Source organism: Mycobacterium colombiense, assembly GCF_001672755.1.
GTDB lineage: Bacteria > Actinomycetota > Actinomycetes > Mycobacteriales > Mycobacteriaceae > Mycobacterium > Mycobacterium colombiense_C.
This window is the reverse complement of the sequence record NZ_LZKI01000054.1, coordinates 1-15,017: the sequence shown is the minus strand read 5'-3', so window position 1 is coordinate 15,017 and position 15,017 is coordinate 1. Positions and strand designations below refer to the sequence as shown.

Below are 15,017 nucleotides of genomic sequence, written 5' to 3'. Positions count from 1 at the left end.
CCACCGCGGTGACGTGGACGGGCATGGGCTCGGCGCCGCACTGCCCGCTGCCGCGTCCCGCTATCGGGCCGGGCACCTACAACCTCGTGGTGCAGCTGGGCAACCTGCGCTCGATGCCGGTTCCGTTCATCATGAACCAGCCGCCGCCGCCACCGGGCCCGGTGCCCGGCCCGATAGCGGGACGCGGCAGCGGGCAGTGCGGCGCCGAGCCCATGCCCGTCCACGTCACCGCGGTGGTCACCTGCTCGCCCGGCGTGAAGGTTTTGATCAGCGTCTCGTTGGACGGAGCGCAGTCCAGGTTCGACCACAGCCGCTTGTTGTCCAGCGAGTAGACGTAGGCCGCCAGCACCGCGGCGCCGACGTCGCGCTTGCAGGCCACCAGGCCGATGTTGGTGACGACCATGGTGAACTTCGGCTGGTCACCGATGAAGTACTGGGGCGCGTTGGTCAGACCCTTGACCGCCAGCGTCGAATCGGGGCAGTCGTCGCCCTCCTTCAGCACCGGCGGAGGTTGGACCGCGGCGGTGGGTGTGGGGGTCTCGGGGTTCTGACCCTGCGCCGGCGGCACCGCCGGAGCGGGGCCCTCGGGCCCCGGCGGTGGGGGCGCCTGGGGCGCAGGAGATCCCGGCTTGTTCTGAGCGGCACTGGCTTTGTCGGCATTGGCGGGCTTGGCTCCCGCGTTATGCCCCATGAAGGCGATGACGATGGCGGCCACGATCCCGATCACGACGACCGCGATACCAATGGCCAGGCCTCTGCGCCGCCAATAGATCTCGGTGGGTAGCGGGCCACGCGGTTCCAGATCGAGCACGTTCGCAGCGTAGGCCCAGGTCACATCGATTCGGCTGACCCGCCTCGGCGTGTCGCCAGGTTTGCTGGGCAACCGGCGTGTAGTGGCGGTGCGGAACCCGGCCGCGCGGGTGCCCTATTCGGTGCTATTCGCCTATGTCGCCGGCGTGGTCGCACAACTCCGCCCGCCCGTCCGCAAGGTGGTAGGTGACCCCGGCCACCGCGACCGTTCCCGCGGCCACCCGCTCGGCGATGATCGCCGAGCGAGACGTCAGTTGCGCAACGGTTTCGCAGACGTGTCGCTTCTCGAACTCGTCCACGCGGCTCAGGCCCTCGCGCCGGCCCATCAGGATCGAGGGGGCCACCCGTTCCACCACGTCGCGCACGAAACCGCCCGGGATCGTGCCGTCGTCGATCGCGGCCAGGGCCGCCTTGACGGCGCCGCAGCTGTCGTGACCCAGCACGACGATCAGCGGCACATTGAGGACCGCCACGGCGAACTCGATCGAGCCCAACACCGCCGAATCGATGGCCTGCCCGGCGGTGCGCACCACGAACATGTCACCCAGGCCCTGATCGAAGATGAGCTCGGCGGCCACCCGGCTGTCGGCGCAGCCGAACACGACCGCGGTGGGGCTCTGACCCGCGGCCAGGCTCGCCCGATGCTCAACACTTTGGCTGGGATGCTGGGGCTTACCGGCAACGAATCGCTCGTTACCCTCTTTGAGTGACTTCCACGCGGTTACCGGACTGGTGTTAGGCATGGCTGACATCATGCCGCATCCGCCGGTTGCGGGCCCGGAATTCATACCAGCCACCAATCTTGTTCACTGGTACGAAAGTTCGCGCCGGGATCTGCCCTGGCGCGAGCCCGGGGTGAGCGCCTGGCAGATCCTGGTCAGCGAGTTCATGCTGCAGCAGACGCCGGTATCCCGGGTGCTGCCGATCTGGACGGACTGGGTGCAACGCTGGCCCACCCCGTCGGCCACGGCCGCGGCCACCGCCGCCGACGTGCTGCGCGCCTGGGGCAAGCTCGGCTATCCGCGCCGGGCCAAGCGGTTACACGAGTGCGCGATCGTGATCGCGCGCGATCACGGCGACGTGGTTCCCGACGACGTCGACACCCTGCTGACGCTGCCCGGTGTCGGCAGCTACACCGCCCGCGCCATCGCCTGCTTCGCCTACGGCCAGTCCGTACCGGTGGTGGACACCAACGTGCGCCGGGTGGTGGCGCGTGTGGTGCACGGCCTGGCCGACGCGGGTGCGCCGTCGGCGACGCGCGACCACGCCGACGTGTCGGCGCTGCTGCCCGCCGACGGAACGGCACCGAAGTTCTCCGTCGCGCTGATGGAACTGGGCGCGACGGTGTGCACGGCGCGCGGGCCACGGTGCGGGTTGTGCCCGCTGGACCGGTGCGCGTGGCGGGACGCCGGCCATCCGCCCGCGCAGGGCCCGGCCCGCCGCGTTCAGACCTACGCCGGGACCGACCGCCAGGTCCGCGGCCGGCTGATGGATGTGTTGCGCGCCAACGACTCTCCGGTAACCCGCGCCGAGCTGGATGTGGCCTGGCTGACCGATACCGCGCAGCGCGACCGCGCGCTGTATTCGCTGCTGGCCGACGGCTTGGTGACACAGACGCGCGACGGCCGGTTCGCGCTGGCCGGCGAGGAGTAGCCCGTCAGACCGACGGGCGCGGCGCCCCCAGAAACGACTCGACCGCCTCGCGGTACAGCCGGGGCGCCTCGTCGTGAATCAAGTGACCGGTGTCCGGGGCCCGCAAATATTTTGTCGCGAAACCGGTTTCGGCCATTTCCCGCATCTGCCCGGGCGGGGTCACCGAATTGCCGCCCTCGATGAGCAGCGCGGGGGTACGCACCGCGCGCCACTGCGCCCAGTAGTCCCGGGTGCCCCACTCGGCGGCGATCTCGATCCAGCGCGCGGTGTAACCGTGCAGCCGCCAACCGGTTTCGGTGCGGTCGAAGGCCTCCAGAAAATACTGGCCGGCGACGGGCCCGAATTCAGCGAAAACCTGCTCGGCGGAACCGAATTCGACCGGAAGGGCATGCAGCCACGGTTCCCACGGGCCGGTGGTGCGGCCGCGGAAGTCCGGCGCCATGTCCTCGAGCACCAGGGCGGAAACCAGTTCGGGCCGCTCGGCGGCCAAACACCACGAGTGCAGGGCGCCCATCGAATGCCCGACCATCCGGGCCGGGACCGCCAGCGAGCCCACCGCGTCGGCCAGGTCGGCCACGAACCGCTCGGTGCTGATCGGGTGCGGATCGTCCACGTCGCGGCCCCGGTGCCAGGGGGCGTCGTAGGTGTACACGGTGCCCAGCCGGGTCAGCCAGGGCAGCTGCCGCGGCCAGGTGGTCCCCCGTCCCATCAGGCCGTGCACCAGCACCAGCGGCTCACCGTCTCCCCCGTGGCAAGTCAACAGTTGGCTGGGCATAGCACCATCTTGCGTGCACCGCCCTCGGCTCGAGCACGGGGATGGGCGGGGTAGCCTAGCGGCATGTCGCCAGTGGTGAAGATCAACGCAATCGAAGTACCCGCCGACGCCGGCCCGGAGCTCGAGAAGCGGTTCGCCCACCGGGCGCACGCCGTCGACAACCAGCCCGGCTTCCTCGGCTTTCAGCTGCTCCGCCCGATCAAGGGCGAGAACCGCTACTTCGTGGTGACCCAGTGGGAGTCCGAAGAGGCATTCCAGGCGTGGGCACAGGGGCCCGCGATCGAGGCGCACTCCGGGGAGCGGGCGAAGCCGGTGGCGACCGGGGCCTCGCTGCTGGAATTCGAGGTTGTGATGGACGTTGCCGGCAACAAGCAGGCTGGCTAGCGGGCTGTCGGCCTGGCGCCGCGCATTGACGCTGAGCGCGGCCGCCGCACTGGTAGTGGCATCGGCGCCCGGCTGCGCCCCCAACCCCTCCCCGCAGGCGAACGCGGCGAATCTGGGACGGCAGATCGACACCAGGACCCCGCCCGGGATCCGAGCCCAGCAGACACTGGACATGCTCAACTCGGACTGGCCCATCGGCCCGGTCGGGGTTCGCACCCTGGCCGCACCCGACAAGGTCGAGTCGGTGGAAACCACCATGGAGGCGCTGTGGTGGGACCGCCCGTTCACGCTCAACGGCGTCGACCTGGGCGCGAGCGTGGCGACCCTGCACCTCACCTCGTCCTACGGTGCCCGCCAAGACATCCGGATTCACACCGACGACGGCGGCTCGGTGGATCGATTCGATCTCGAGACTCAGGCGCCCACGATCAACTCGTGGCACGACATCGACGCGGTGTTGGGCAAGACGGGTGCGCGCTACTCCTATCAGGTCGCCAAGGTCGACGACGGGCATTGTGACCCGGTGGCGGGCACCAACACGCACGAATCTTTGCCGCTGGCATCCATTTTCAAGCTCTACGTGTTGCATGCGCTGGCGGGCGCGATCAAGAACGGGACGGTGTCCTGGGATGACCAGCTGACCGTCACCGACAAGAGCCGGGCCGTCGGCTCGTCGGGATTGGCTTTGCCCACCGGAGCGCACGTTTCGGTGCGCACCGCCGCCGAGAAGATGATCGCCACCAGTGACAACATGGCGACCGACCTGCTGATCGGGAAGATGGGCACGCACGCCATCGAGCAAGCGCTTGCCACCGCCGGTCATCACGACCCGGCCAGCATGACCCCGTTCCCCACCATGTACGAATTGTTCTCCGTCGGATGGGGCAGGCCCGACCTGCGCGACCAATGGGAACACGGATCCCCGCAGGTCCGCGAGCAGCTGCTGGAGCAGGCGAACTCGACGCCCTACGACCCGGATCCGATGCGGGCGCACTCGCCGGCATCCTCCTACGGCGCGGAGTGGTACGGCAACGCCGAGGACATCTGCCACGTCCACGCCGCGCTGCAGGCCGACGCGGTCGGCAAGGCCGCACCGGTTCGCGAGATCCTCTCCGCGGTCGCGGGCATCCAGCTGGACCGCGACGTGTGGCCGTACATCGGCGCGAAAGCCGGTGGCCTGCCCGGTGATCTGACGTTCAGCTGGTATGCCGTCGACAGGACGCGGCAGCCGTGGGTGGTCAGCTTTCAGCTGAACTGGCCGCGCGATCACGGGCCGACGGTGACCAGCTGGATGCTCAAGATCGCCAAGCAGGCCTTCGCGCTGATCGCCCCGCGCTGAGGCTCACAACCGCAGCGTCCAACGGCCGTTCCGGAAGTGCAGGACGACCCGGGTGACCGGCTCGACGTCGATTCGCCAAAACGATGCCGGGGCGATGTCCAGCGCCGCCACGATCGCCGCGCGAATCACCGCCGGATGCGTCACCGCAACCGTGCGTAATGGGTTGGCCGTCAACGACTCCAGCCACTGCGAAACCCGTGAGATCAGGTCGGCGATTGACTCGCCGCCGTGTGGCGCGGCACCCGATTGACCCAGCCACGCCTCGACTTCGCCGGGCGGCAGGTCCGCAAGCGCCTCGCCGCGCCACCGTCCGAAGTCGAGGTCGGCCAACCGCGGCTCGCTTTCGGCTTGCAGGCCAAGCAGTTTCGCGGTCTGCCGGGTGCGCTGCTCGGGTCCGCAAAGCTCGCGCTGGGCGGTACCGGCGACGCCGTCCATCGCCTCGACCTGGCGGCGGCCGATGGCGTTCAGCGGTTCGTCGGCGGGAAAACGCCCGTCCGCCATGGCATCCGTCATGCCATGCGAGAGCAGGGTCAGCCGGGCGACCTTGGTCACGCCGCGATGCTCGACGCCTGCCCGCCCGGCGCCCGCACCGAAAGCAGCCGCCCGCTGATCGTCGCGAACACAAGGCCGATGCCCGTCCACAACACCAGCTGGGTGGCCAGCGACAACAACCTGAACTCGTAGAGGACGTCGGCGGGAAAGCCCGGATAGATGATCGTGCCCGCGGCGTCGCGCAGCGGTTCGGGTGTCTCGTCCACGCCCGGCAGCAGCACCGCCACCACGACGATCGCCACCAGATACGCGCCCGCCGCGAGCAGCCTCGCGTTCCACGCGCCGAACCGGTCGGCGAGGCGCCGCGCCAGCCAGACCGCGAAGATGGCCAGCACCACCGACACCAGCACCATCGCCAGGTACCAGCCGGTGCGCGCCCCGATCGTGTCGGACTGTCCGACCGCCGGTGGGTTCGGCGGATACTTCACGAACGGCACTACGTACACCGCCCCGAAGGCCCCGGCCGCCAATAGCAGCGAAAGCGCTTGCGGTTGAGCGGTTCCCGTCCGTGCATAGACGACGCTGAACAGCACGGCGAACAGCGCGCCCATGGCGAGGCCGAAGATCAGCACACCGAATCCCAGCCCGGGTCCGGACTGGACGCCGCGGGTGAACAACTCGGCGCCGTGCTCGTGCACACCGTGCGCGTTCTCGGCGTCGGTGCGGCCGTCTTCAAAAGCGATTGCGCGGCCGATGACGGGCTCGGCGCACAGGCGGGCGAAGACGAACGCCAGCACCGCGCCGACAGCACCCGCCAGCAGACCGCCCCCGATCAGGCGTTTCTCCACGAGACCGGGTCAGTGGCAGGGGAAGCCGAGGAGGTGCCGCGCGTCGTGCACGAACTCGTGCACGTGCGAGTCGCTGCCGAACAGCGAGACCGCCCCCTGGTCGACGCCCACGAAGTACAGCGCCAGCAACGCGAGGAAAACGGTCGCGGCGAACCAGAGCGCGGTTCGTGCCGCGGACAGGTCAACGGATCGGGTGCGGCCGCCGGTTAGCTGCGGATGGGACACAATCGACTCCTTCTGGGGATAACGCGTCCCCGCTGGGTATGACGAGTCTCGGGTCTGACTTTGGACAGTGGCGCGACCGTTCTGGACTTTCACCAGATTCCGTTACACGTCGATGACAACGGTCAGTGTAGGGGGCAGCGAAAACGGGCGGTAGTCCGAGATCGACTACCGCCCGTTTTCCTGTTGGTCGCTACTGCGCGTCCGGCCCCGGCTCGCCGGCGCTGTGCGCCCCGGCTTTCGCCAGGTCCGGCTCGGCCGGCGGCTTGCGGGTTCCGGTGAAGGTGAACTTCGCGTCCTCGCCGGCGCTTTCGCCGTCCCAGTTGTCAACGTCGACCGTGACGATCTGGCCGGGACCGACCTCCTCGAAGAGGATCTTCTCGGAGAGCTGGTCCTCGATCTCACGCTGGATGGTGCGCCGCAGCGGACGGGCACCCAGCACCGGGTCGAAGCCACGCTTGGCCAGCAATGCCTTGGCCTTGTCGGTCAGCTCGAGGGCCATGTCCTTGCTCTTGAGCTGGGTCGCGACGCGGTTGATCATCAGGTCGACCATCCGGATGATCTCGTCCTTGGTCAGCTGGTGGAAGACGATGATGTCGTCGATGCGGTTGAGGAACTCCGGGCGGAAGTGCTTCTTCAGCTCGTCGTTGACCTTCTGCTTCATCCGCTCGTAGTTGTTCTCACCGCCACCCTGGGTGAAGCCCAGGCCGACCGGCTTGGAGATGTCGGACGTGCCGAGGTTCGAGGTGAAGATCAGCACGGTGTTCTTGAAGTCGACCGTGCGGCCCTGACCATCGGTGAGCCGGCCGTCCTCGAGGACCTGCAACAGGCTGTTGTAGATCTCCTGGTGGGCCTTCTCGATCTCGTCGAACAGCACCACCGAGAACGGCTTGCGCCGCACCTTCTCGGTGAGCTGGCCGCCCTCCTCGTAGCCGACGTATCCCGGCGGGGCACCGAACAACCGCGACGCGGTGAACCGGTCGTGAAACTCGCCCATGTCGATCTGGATGAGCGCGTCGTCGTCGCCGAACAGGAAGTTGGCCAGCGCCTTGGACAGCTCGGTCTTACCGACACCGGACGGGCCGGCGAAGATGAACGAACCCGACGGGCGCTTGGGGTCTTTCAGCCCGGCCCGGGTGCGGCGGATCGCCTTGGAGACGGCCTTGACGGCGTCCTCCTGGCCGATGATCCGCTTGTGCAGCTCGTCCTCCATGCGCAGCAGCCGGGTGGTCTCGGCCTCGGTCAGCTTGAACACCGGGATGCCGGTCCAGTTGCCCAGCACCTCGGCGATCTGCTCGTCGTCGACCTCGGCAACCACATCGAGATCGCCTGAGCGCCACTGCTTTTCGCGCTCGGCGCGCTGGCCCACGAGTTGCTTCTCGCGGTCGCGCAGGCTGGCCGCCTTCTCGAAGTCCTGGGCGTCGATCGCCGATTCCTTCTCCCGGCGCGCCTCGGCGATCTTCTCGTCGAACTCGCGCAGGTCTGGCGGCGCGGTCATCCGCCGGATGCGCATCCGGGCGCCCGCCTCGTCGATCAGGTCGATCGCCTTGTCGGGCAGGAACCGGTCGTTGATGTAGCGGTCGGCCAGGGTGGCCGCGGCCACCATCGCGCCGTCGGTGATCGACACCCGGTGGTGCGCCTCGTACCGATCGCGCAGACCCTTGAGGATCTCGATGGTGTGCTCCACCGTCGGCTCGCCGACCTGCACCGGCTGGAAGCGGCGCTCCAGGGCGGCGTCCTTCTCGATGTACTTGCGGTACTCGTCGAGCGTGGTGGCGCCGATGGTCTGCAGTTCGCCACGAGCCAGCTTGGGCTTCAGGATGCTCGCGGCGTCGATCGCGCCCTCGGCCGCGCCCGCACCCACCAGGGTGTGCAGCTCGTCGATGAACAGGATGATGTCGCCGCGGGTGTTGATCTCCTTGAGCACCTTCTTCAGGCGCTCCTCGAAGTCACCGCGGTAGCGGCTGCCCGCCACCAGCGAACCCAGGTCCAGCGTGTAGAGCTGCTTGTCCTTCAGCGTCTCGGGAACCTGACCGTGCACGATCGCCTGCGCCAGGCCCTCGACCACGGCGGTCTTACCGACACCGGGCTCGCCGATCAGCACCGGGTTGTTCTTGGTGCGCCGGCTCAGCACCTGCATCACCCGCTCGATTTCCTTCTCGCGGCCGATGACCGGGTCGAGCTTGCCTTCCATCGCGGCCGCCGTCAGGTTGCGGCCGAACTGGTCGAGCACCAGCGAGGTGGACGGGCTGCCGGATTCGCCGCCGCGGCCACCGGTGCCGGCCTCCGCGGCCTCCTTGCCCTGGTAGCCACTCAGCAACTGGATCACCTGCTGGCGCACCCGGGTCAGCTCGGCGCCCAGCTTCACCAGCACCTGCGCGGCCACGCCCTCACCCTCGCGGATCAGGCCCAGCAAGATGTGCTCGGTGCCGATGTAGTTGTGGCCGAGCTGCAGCGCCTCGCGCAGGCTCAGCTCGAGGACCTTCTTGGCGCGCGGCGTGAACGGAATGTGTCCCGACGGGGCCTGCTGGCCCTGGCCGATGATCTCCTCGACCTGGCTGCGAACGCCTTCGAGCGAGATACCCAGCGACTCCAGCGACTTCGCCGCGACGCCTTCACCCTCGTGAATCAAACCCAGCAGGATGTGCTCGGTGCCGATGTAGTTGTGGTTGAGCATCCGGGCCTCTTCTTGCGCCAGGACGACGACCCTGCGGGCACGGTCGGTAAATCTTTCAAACATCGGGTTACCTGCTCTCCCTCACATCGGTACAAACCTGTTGGCGGCCCAGTGCCGGTCCCCTGTGGCCGGAATCGCGTACCTGTCTCCACTGTAATGGTCGGCTTGCCAGCGGGCCTAACCTTGCCGTGCGTTCTTCGCTACGGACCCGCTCGGTGTTTCCGGGGCCAATCTCACCTGCGACTGCCAGCGGCGTTGCGCGCCGTAACTGAAGAAACGTCGCGGACTTCCATTTCGTTTCCGTGAGCCGCCAGACGATTGTTTCGCGTCCAGCGAAACGACAAACCGGCGCCCGGGCTTGGAGCCCGGACGCCGGTTTTGAGGACTGCTAGGTGGCCGCGTGGAATGCGTCGATCACGTCGGCCGGGATGCGGCCCCGCGTCGACACGTTGTGCCCGTTACGGCGGGCCCATTCGCGGATGGCCGCGCTTTGCTCGCGGTCGATCGCACCACGGCCGCGGCCCGTGCCGGACCGCCCACGGCGACGGCCGCCGACGCGGCGACCGGCTTCCACCCATTGCTTCAGATCTCCGCGCAGTTTCGCGGCATTCTTGGACGAAAGATCAATCTCATAGGTCACCCCGTCAAGCCCGAATTCCACCGTTTCGTCGGCCGCGCCGGCACCGTCGAAATCATCGACCAAGGTGACGGTCACTTTTTTTGCCATTGTCTTACCCTCGCATTTCGTCCTGAGCGGTTACTGAGCAGATTGGATCGGACCTCCCCGGTCACCAATGTGCCATAACAGCGAAGCATACTCAATCTGTACGGAAGCCGCACAGTTGAAATCTTTCAACTACGACTGCGGCCGAACAATCGGGAACAAAACTGTCTCTCGAATTGACAGACCAGTCAATGTCATCAACAACCTGTCGATACCCATTCCCGTTCCGGTACATGGCGGCATCGCATACTCGAGTGCGGCAAGAAAATCTTCGTCGAGCACCATAGCTTCGTCGTCGCCGGCGGCGGCGGCACGCGCTTGCGCGGCGAACCTCTCTCGCTGCACCACGGGATCATTCAATTCCGAGTACCCGGTGGCGAGTTCGACACCACGCACATACAGGTCCCACTTCTCGGTGACACCCGCGATGCTGCGGTGCTGACGCGTCAAAGGCGTTGTCTCGACCGGGAAATCCCTTACGAATGTGGGAGCGACGAGCGCGTTGCCAACCGTGTGCTCCCACAGTTCCTCGACGATTTTCCCGTGTCCATAGCCCCGGTCGGTGGGAATCTCGACGCCGAGCCGATCGGCGATTGTGAGCAGTTGTTCGACAGACGTCTCGGGCGTGATCTCTTCACCGAGTGCCGACGACAGCGACGGGTACATTTGTATCGAAGCCCATTCCCCGTCTATGTCGTACACACTCCCGTCGGGCAGCGGTAGTTGTCGCGTTCCGATCGCCTCGTCGGCCACCTCTTGAATAAGCTCGCGCGTCACTACTGCCGAATCGTCATAGGTTCCGTACGCCTGGTAGGTCTCCAGCATGGAAAATTCCGGAGAATGGGTGGAATCCGCACCTTCGTTTCGGAACACTCGATTTAGTTCGAAAACCCGGTCGAAACCACCGACGACGCAGCGCTTGAGGAACAGTTCCGGTGCGATCCTCAAGTAGAGATCGATGTCTAGTGCATTGGAATGTGTGATGAACGGCCGCGCGGCCGCGCCACCGGCCAGCGTCTGCAACATTGGGGTTTCGACTTCGAGAAACCCGCGCCGTTCCAATGCGTTGCGGATGGCGCGGCTGACGGCGATCCGCTGCCGTGCCACGGTGCGCGCCTGCGGGCGCACGATCAGGTCGACGTAGCGCTGCCGCACCCGCGCCTCTTCGCTCATGTCCTTATGCGCGACGGGCAGCGGGCGCAGCGACTTGGACGCCATCTGCCAGGAGTCGGCCAGCACGGACAATTCGCCGCGCCGTGAGCTGATCACGTTGCCGTGCACGTAGACGATGTCACCGAGGTCGACGTCGGCCTTCCACGCGTCGAGGGATTGCTGGCCGACCTTGTCGAGGCTGATCATCACCTGCAGGCTGGTGCCGTCGCCGTCCTGCAGCGTGGCGAAGCAGAGTTTGCCGGAGTTGCGGGCAAAGATCACCCGGCCGGCGACGCCGACGAGGTCGTCGGTCGCGGTGTCGACCGGCAGATCGGAATGGGCGGCCCGGACCTGGGCCAGCGTGTGGGTGCGTTCGACGGCGACCGGGTAGGGGTCGTGCCCCTCGGCGAGCAGCCGAGCGCGCTTATCGCGGCGAATTCGGTACTGCTCGGGAATATCCAGATCGTCGGCACTCACGACGTGCCAGCTTAAAGGACTGGCCTTTGCGGCCGCGCCGACGGCTTTGGCCTGCGCGCTGCGGCGAGAAGCCGGTGTGTCAGCGCGCCGTCTTCAGCCGGCCGCGCTGGGCGTCGCGGTTGCGTTCGAAGATCAGCCGCAGCCCGTGCAGGGTCAGGTGCTGGTCGTAATGGCTGACGGTCTGCAGCTCGGGCAGCAGCAGCGGCGCGGTGTGGCCGGTGGCGATGATCGCGACGTCGTCGCCCGCAAAGCCGTCCACGTCCTCGCGGATGCGCCCGACCAAGCCGTCGACCAGCCCGGCGAACCCGAACACTGCGCCCGCCTGCATGCACTCGACGGTGTTCTTGCCGACCACCGAACGGGGGCGGGTCAGCTCCACCCGGCGCAGCGCGGCCGAGCGGGCCGCGGCGGCGTCGGAGGACACCTGCAACCCGGGTGCGATCGCACCGCCGAGGAATTCGCCCTTGGCCGACACGACGTCCACGCAGATCGAGGATCCGAAGTCGATGACGATGGCGGGGCTGTTGAACCGATGGAAGGCAGCCAGGCAGTTGACGATTCGGTCGGCACCCACTTCCTTGGGGTTGTCGACGAGCAGCGGGATGCCGGTGCGCACCCCGGGCTCGATCAGCACGTGGGGCACCGAGGGCCAGTACTGGTCGAGCATCAGCCGCACCTCGTGCAGCACCGAAGGGACGGTGGACAGCGCCGCCGCGCCGGTGAGCCGTTCGGAGTCGTCGCCGATGAGGCCGTCGATGGTCAATGCCAATTCGTCGGCGGTGATCTCCGCTTCGGTGCGAATCCGCCATTGCTGCACGACGTTTGCGTGCTCCTTGGAGCCCGATATCAGCCCGACGACGGTGTGGGTGTTACGGACGTCGATCGCGAGCAGCACGGCTACCGCGCAACGATCCGGGGATCCAGTAGTTCGGCCGCGTCGGCGGGCACGAATGCCGGATCGTGGCCGAGGTCGATCGGCCTGTTGTCGGCGTCGACGAAGACGACCCGCGGCTGGTACGCCCGGGCCTCCACCTCTTCCATGGTCCCGTAGGCGATCAGGATCACCAGGTCGCCTGGATGGACGAGATGTGCTGCCGCACCGTTGATTCCGATCACACCGCTGCCGCGCTCGCCGGTGATCGCGTAGGTGACCAGCCGGGCGCCGTTGTCGATGTCGACGATGGTGACCTGTTCCCCTTCGAGCAGGTCGGCGGCGTCCATCAGATCGGCGTCGATGGTCACCGAGCCGACGTAGTGCAGGTCGGCCTGCGTGACGGTGGCGCGGTGGATCTTCGACCTGAGCATCGTCCGTAACATCAATTCCTCCAAGGTGTTTGGGCGTATTCGTGGTGTCCGTCCGGCCCAGTGGTGCCGGCGGGTGTTTCGATCTGCATTTCGATGTTGTCCAGCAGCCTGGTGGTGCCCAGCCGGGCCGCAACCAGCAGCCGGGCCGAACCGTGCGCGGGCGCCGGGCCGAGCCCGGCGTCGCGCAACTCGAGGTAGTCGACGGTGAGGTCGGGCACTGCGTCCAGCACCGCGCGCGCCGCGGCCAGCGCGGCCGCGCCGCCGTGGTGCGCGGCGTGTGCGCCTGCCGTCAACGCGGCCGAAAGTGTCACGGCCAGTTCGCGTTGCGTGGGATCCAGGTAGCGGTTGCGCGATGACATCGCCAGGCCGTCGGATTCCCGGACCGTCGGCACCCCGATCACCTGCGCGTCGATGTTGAGGTCGGCGACCATCTGGCGGACCATCACCAGCTGCTGATAATCCTTCTCGCCGAAGAAGATCCGGTCCGGTCGCACGATCTGCAGCAGCTTGCACACGACGGTGAGCATCCCGGCGAAGTGAGTCGGCCGGACGGCGCCCTCCAGCTCGCCGGCCAGCGGTCCCGGCTGCACGGTGGTGCGCAGACCGTCGGGATACATCGCGGCGGCCGTTGGGGTGAAGACGATCTCGACGCCCTCGCTGCGCAGCAGGGCGACGTCGTCGTCCAGGGTCCGCGGGTAGGCCTCCAGGTCCTCACCGGCGCCGAACTGCAGCGGGTTGACGAAGATCGACACCACCACCACCGCGCCGGGCACCCGCTTGGCCGCGCGCACCAGCGCCAGGTGCCCGTCGTGCAGTGCGCCCATGGTGGGCACCAACATCACCCGGCGCCCGGTGTGGCGCAGGGCGCGGCTCACGTCCGCGACGTCGCGCGGGGCGGAGTAGACGTTGAGCTCGCCCGCCGTGAAGGCCGGTGGCTTGCCGGGTCTCATGGCGCCAGCACCTCCACGACGTCCTGCGGGGCGTGCGCGCGCTGGGCGGTTCGCAGGGCGTTCACCCGGTAGGCCTCCGCCCATTCCGGCCCCACCTGACCCAGCGCGGCCAGATGCCCCGCGACCGCGGCCGCGTCGCCGCGCGCGACCGGACCGGTGAGCGCGGCCTGTCCGCGCTGCAGGGTGTTCTCCAGCGCGGCCCGGGCCAGCGGCCCGATGATCCGTTCGGCGATGCCGCCCGGCTGGTCGTCGACGGATTGTTGGCCGAGCAGTTCGCTGCCGCGCAGCGCGGCGCGCAACGCGTCGAGCGCGTCGGCGAGCACGGTCACGATGTGGTTGCCGGCGTGGGCCAGCGCGGCGTGGTACAGCACCCGGGCGTCCTCGGCGACGCAGAACGGTTCGCCGCCCATCTCCAGGACCAGCGATTGCCCGATCGCGTACCCGATTTCGTCGGTGGCGGTGACGCCGAAGCAAGAATCCGACAGCCGGCTGATGTCCTCGTCGGACCCGGTGAACGTCATCGCCGGGTGGATCGCCAGCGGAATGCAGCCCTCCCGGGCCAGCGGCTCGAGAATGCCGATCCCGTTGGCGCCGGACGTGTGGACCACGATGGTTCCGGGCCGCACCGCCGCCGTCGCGGCCAGCCCGGAGACCAGGCCGCCGAGTTCGCTGTCGGGTACCGCGAGCAGCAACAGCTCGGCACCGGCCGCCACGTCCGGCGGCGTCGCCACCGGCGTATCGGGCAGCCGGCGTTGCGCACGCTGCCGCGACGCATGAGAGATGGCGCTACACGCCACCACGACATGGTCCGCGCGCTCCAGCGCGACACCGAGGGCGGTGCCGACCCGGCCGGCCGAGATGATTCCCACCTTGAGCCGCGCGGGGCGCAGACCGTCGAACTGCACCATCGCAGACGACCTCACAGATATCTTGTTTCGTTCCGGTCCCACTTCGTGGGTACCGTTCGGTCACTACGACTGTAGTCGATTACCAGGCATTACCCAATGTGAGGAAGCTCCCAGCTCAGCCTTCGCGACGACGTCGCCGGCCGCCCTCGGACGGCTGCACCTGCAGGCGTGCCAGCAGGTCGGCCACCGACTGGCCGCCCGTGGATATGGCTTCTCCCGTGCCGTCGGGGTCCTCCTGCTGCGGGTCACCGCCGTGCCGGGGCGCCTGCTCCGGGGCGGGCGGCGGTGCCAGCCGTGGGGG

At 67.9% G+C, this 15,017-nt stretch carries 15 protein-coding genes and 2 pseudogenes; 3 read left to right on the top strand and 14 right to left on the bottom strand.

All coding sequences use genetic code 11. From position 1 onward, the window contains the following. Positions 1-160: 160 nt before the first annotated feature. Together A5708_RS07240 and A5708_RS07235 are read right to left on the bottom strand one after the other, a co-directional pair. A pseudogene (locus A5708_RS07240) lies at positions 161-811 on the bottom strand (hypothetical protein); the annotation flags it as partial. 124 nt (positions 812-935) lie between these two features. Then, entirely contained in the window at positions 936-1,553 is a 618-nt protein-coding gene (locus tag A5708_RS07235) for a carbonic anhydrase (protein ID WP_065027970.1), read from the bottom strand. On the opposite strand from A5708_RS07235, the gene A5708_RS07230 reads away from it, so the two are divergent. Next, positions 1,552-2,463, top strand: a complete 912-nt coding sequence (locus A5708_RS07230) for an A/G-specific adenine glycosylase (RefSeq protein WP_065027969.1) — start codon at positions 1,552-1,554, stop codon at positions 2,461-2,463. The two genes, A5708_RS07235 and A5708_RS07230, sit on opposite strands and share 2 nt — an antisense overlap. Before the next feature lie 4 nt (positions 2,464-2,467). Here A5708_RS07230 and A5708_RS07225 read toward each other — a convergent pair whose 3' ends face one another. After that, complete coding sequence (locus tag A5708_RS07225; RefSeq protein ID WP_065027968.1) at positions 2,468-3,238, bottom strand: alpha/beta fold hydrolase; 771 nt, start codon at positions 3,236-3,238, stop codon at positions 2,468-2,470. Positions 3,239-3,301: 63 nt separating this feature from the next. On the opposite strand from A5708_RS07225, the gene mhuD reads away from it, so the two are divergent. Then, complete coding sequence (gene mhuD, locus A5708_RS07220; RefSeq protein ID WP_007772332.1) at positions 3,302-3,622, top strand: mycobilin-forming heme oxygenase MhuD; 321 nt, start codon at positions 3,302-3,304, stop codon at positions 3,620-3,622. Beyond that, on the top strand, positions 3,597-4,961 hold the full coding sequence (locus tag A5708_RS07215) for a serine hydrolase (RefSeq protein WP_065027967.1): 1,365 nt from the start codon (positions 3,597-3,599) through the stop codon (positions 4,959-4,961). Before mhuD ends, A5708_RS07215 begins: the two co-directional genes overlap by 26 nt. Before the next feature lie 3 nt (positions 4,962-4,964). Here the strand turns inward: A5708_RS07215 and A5708_RS07210 are convergent, their stop codons facing one another. From A5708_RS07210 to A5708_RS07160, 11 genes and pseudogenes are all read right to left on the bottom strand, one after another. Further along, positions 4,965-5,513 (bottom strand): histidine phosphatase family protein, encoded by a 549-nt coding sequence (locus A5708_RS07210; RefSeq protein WP_065027966.1) that lies wholly within the window; start codon positions 5,511-5,513, stop codon positions 4,965-4,967. Continuing rightward, positions 5,510-6,301, bottom strand: a complete 792-nt coding sequence (locus A5708_RS07205) for a CbtA family protein (RefSeq protein ID WP_065027965.1) — start codon at positions 6,299-6,301, stop codon at positions 5,510-5,512. The genes A5708_RS07210 and A5708_RS07205 overlap by 4 nt, the downstream gene beginning before the upstream one ends. Before the next feature lie 9 nt (positions 6,302-6,310). Continuing rightward, on the bottom strand, positions 6,311-6,526 hold the full coding sequence (locus A5708_RS07200) for a CbtB domain-containing protein (RefSeq protein WP_064950519.1): 216 nt from the start codon (positions 6,524-6,526) through the stop codon (positions 6,311-6,313). A gap of 190 nt (positions 6,527-6,716) precedes the next feature. Beyond that, the gene (gene clpC1 / locus A5708_RS07195; RefSeq protein ID WP_065027964.1) at positions 6,717-9,263 is read right to left on the bottom strand and encodes an ATP-dependent protease ATP-binding subunit ClpC; all 2,547 of its coding nucleotides are present in this window, start codon (positions 9,261-9,263) and stop codon (positions 6,717-6,719) included. A 325-nt stretch (positions 9,264-9,588) separates the two neighbouring features. Continuing rightward, entirely contained in the window at positions 9,589-9,927 is a 339-nt protein-coding gene (gene lsr2 / locus A5708_RS07190) for a histone-like nucleoid-structuring protein Lsr2 (protein ID WP_007772320.1), read from the bottom strand. A 129-nt stretch (positions 9,928-10,056) separates the two neighbouring features. Continuing rightward, a complete protein-coding gene (gene lysS / locus A5708_RS07185) occupies positions 10,057-11,553 on the bottom strand; it encodes a lysine--tRNA ligase (protein WP_065027963.1) in 1,497 nt (498 codons plus the stop codon). Between the two features lie 79 nt (positions 11,554-11,632). Then, positions 11,633-12,448: a type III pantothenate kinase gene (locus A5708_RS07180; protein WP_064882025.1), complete on the bottom strand. Its 816-nt coding sequence runs from the start codon at positions 12,446-12,448 to the stop codon at positions 11,633-11,635. A 2-nt stretch (positions 12,449-12,450) separates the two neighbouring features. Next, positions 12,451-12,870, bottom strand: coding sequence for an aspartate 1-decarboxylase (gene panD / locus A5708_RS07175; protein WP_065027962.1), 420 nt, complete (start codon positions 12,868-12,870; stop codon positions 12,451-12,453). Continuing rightward, positions 12,870-13,808, bottom strand: coding sequence for a pantoate--beta-alanine ligase (panC, locus tag A5708_RS07170; RefSeq protein WP_065027961.1), 939 nt, complete (start codon positions 13,806-13,808; stop codon positions 12,870-12,872). The genes panD and panC overlap by 1 nt, the downstream gene beginning before the upstream one ends. After that, positions 13,805-14,716 (bottom strand): Rossmann-like and DUF2520 domain-containing protein, encoded by a 912-nt coding sequence (locus A5708_RS07165; protein WP_065027960.1) that lies wholly within the window; start codon positions 14,714-14,716, stop codon positions 13,805-13,807. The genes panC and A5708_RS07165 overlap by 4 nt, the downstream gene beginning before the upstream one ends. A gap of 115 nt (positions 14,717-14,831) precedes the next feature. After that, a pseudogene (locus A5708_RS07160) lies at positions 14,832-15,017 on the bottom strand (hypothetical protein); the annotation flags it as partial.

Bases quoted from the DNA above. Each gene is read 5' to 3' on its own strand.
- A5708_RS07235 (WP_065027970.1), bottom strand. From the start codon at position 1,553: ATGCCTAACACCAGTCCGGTAACCGCGTGGAAGTCACTCAAAGAGGGT.
- panD (WP_065027962.1), bottom strand. From the start codon at position 12,870: ATGTTACGGACGATGCTCAGGTCGAAGATCCACCGCGCCACCGTCACG.
- mhuD (WP_007772332.1), top strand. From the start codon at position 3,302: ATGTCGCCAGTGGTGAAGATCAACGCAATCGAAGTACCCGCCGACGCC.
- A5708_RS07230 (WP_065027969.1), top strand. From the start codon at position 1,552: ATGGCTGACATCATGCCGCATCCGCCGGTTGCGGGCCCGGAATTCATA.
- A5708_RS07225 (WP_065027968.1), bottom strand. From the start codon at position 3,238: ATGCCCAGCCAACTGTTGACTTGCCACGGGGGAGACGGTGAGCCGCTG.
- lsr2 (WP_007772320.1), bottom strand. From the start codon at position 9,927: ATGGCAAAAAAAGTGACCGTCACCTTGGTCGATGATTTCGACGGTGCC.
- panC (WP_065027961.1), bottom strand. From the start codon at position 13,808: ATGAGACCCGGCAAGCCACCGGCCTTCACGGCGGGCGAGCTCAACGTC.
- A5708_RS07165 (WP_065027960.1), bottom strand. From the start codon at position 14,716: ATGGTGCAGTTCGACGGTCTGCGCCCCGCGCGGCTCAAGGTGGGAATC.
- clpC1 (WP_065027964.1), bottom strand. From the start codon at position 9,263: ATGTTTGAAAGATTTACCGACCGTGCCCGCAGGGTCGTCGTCCTGGCG.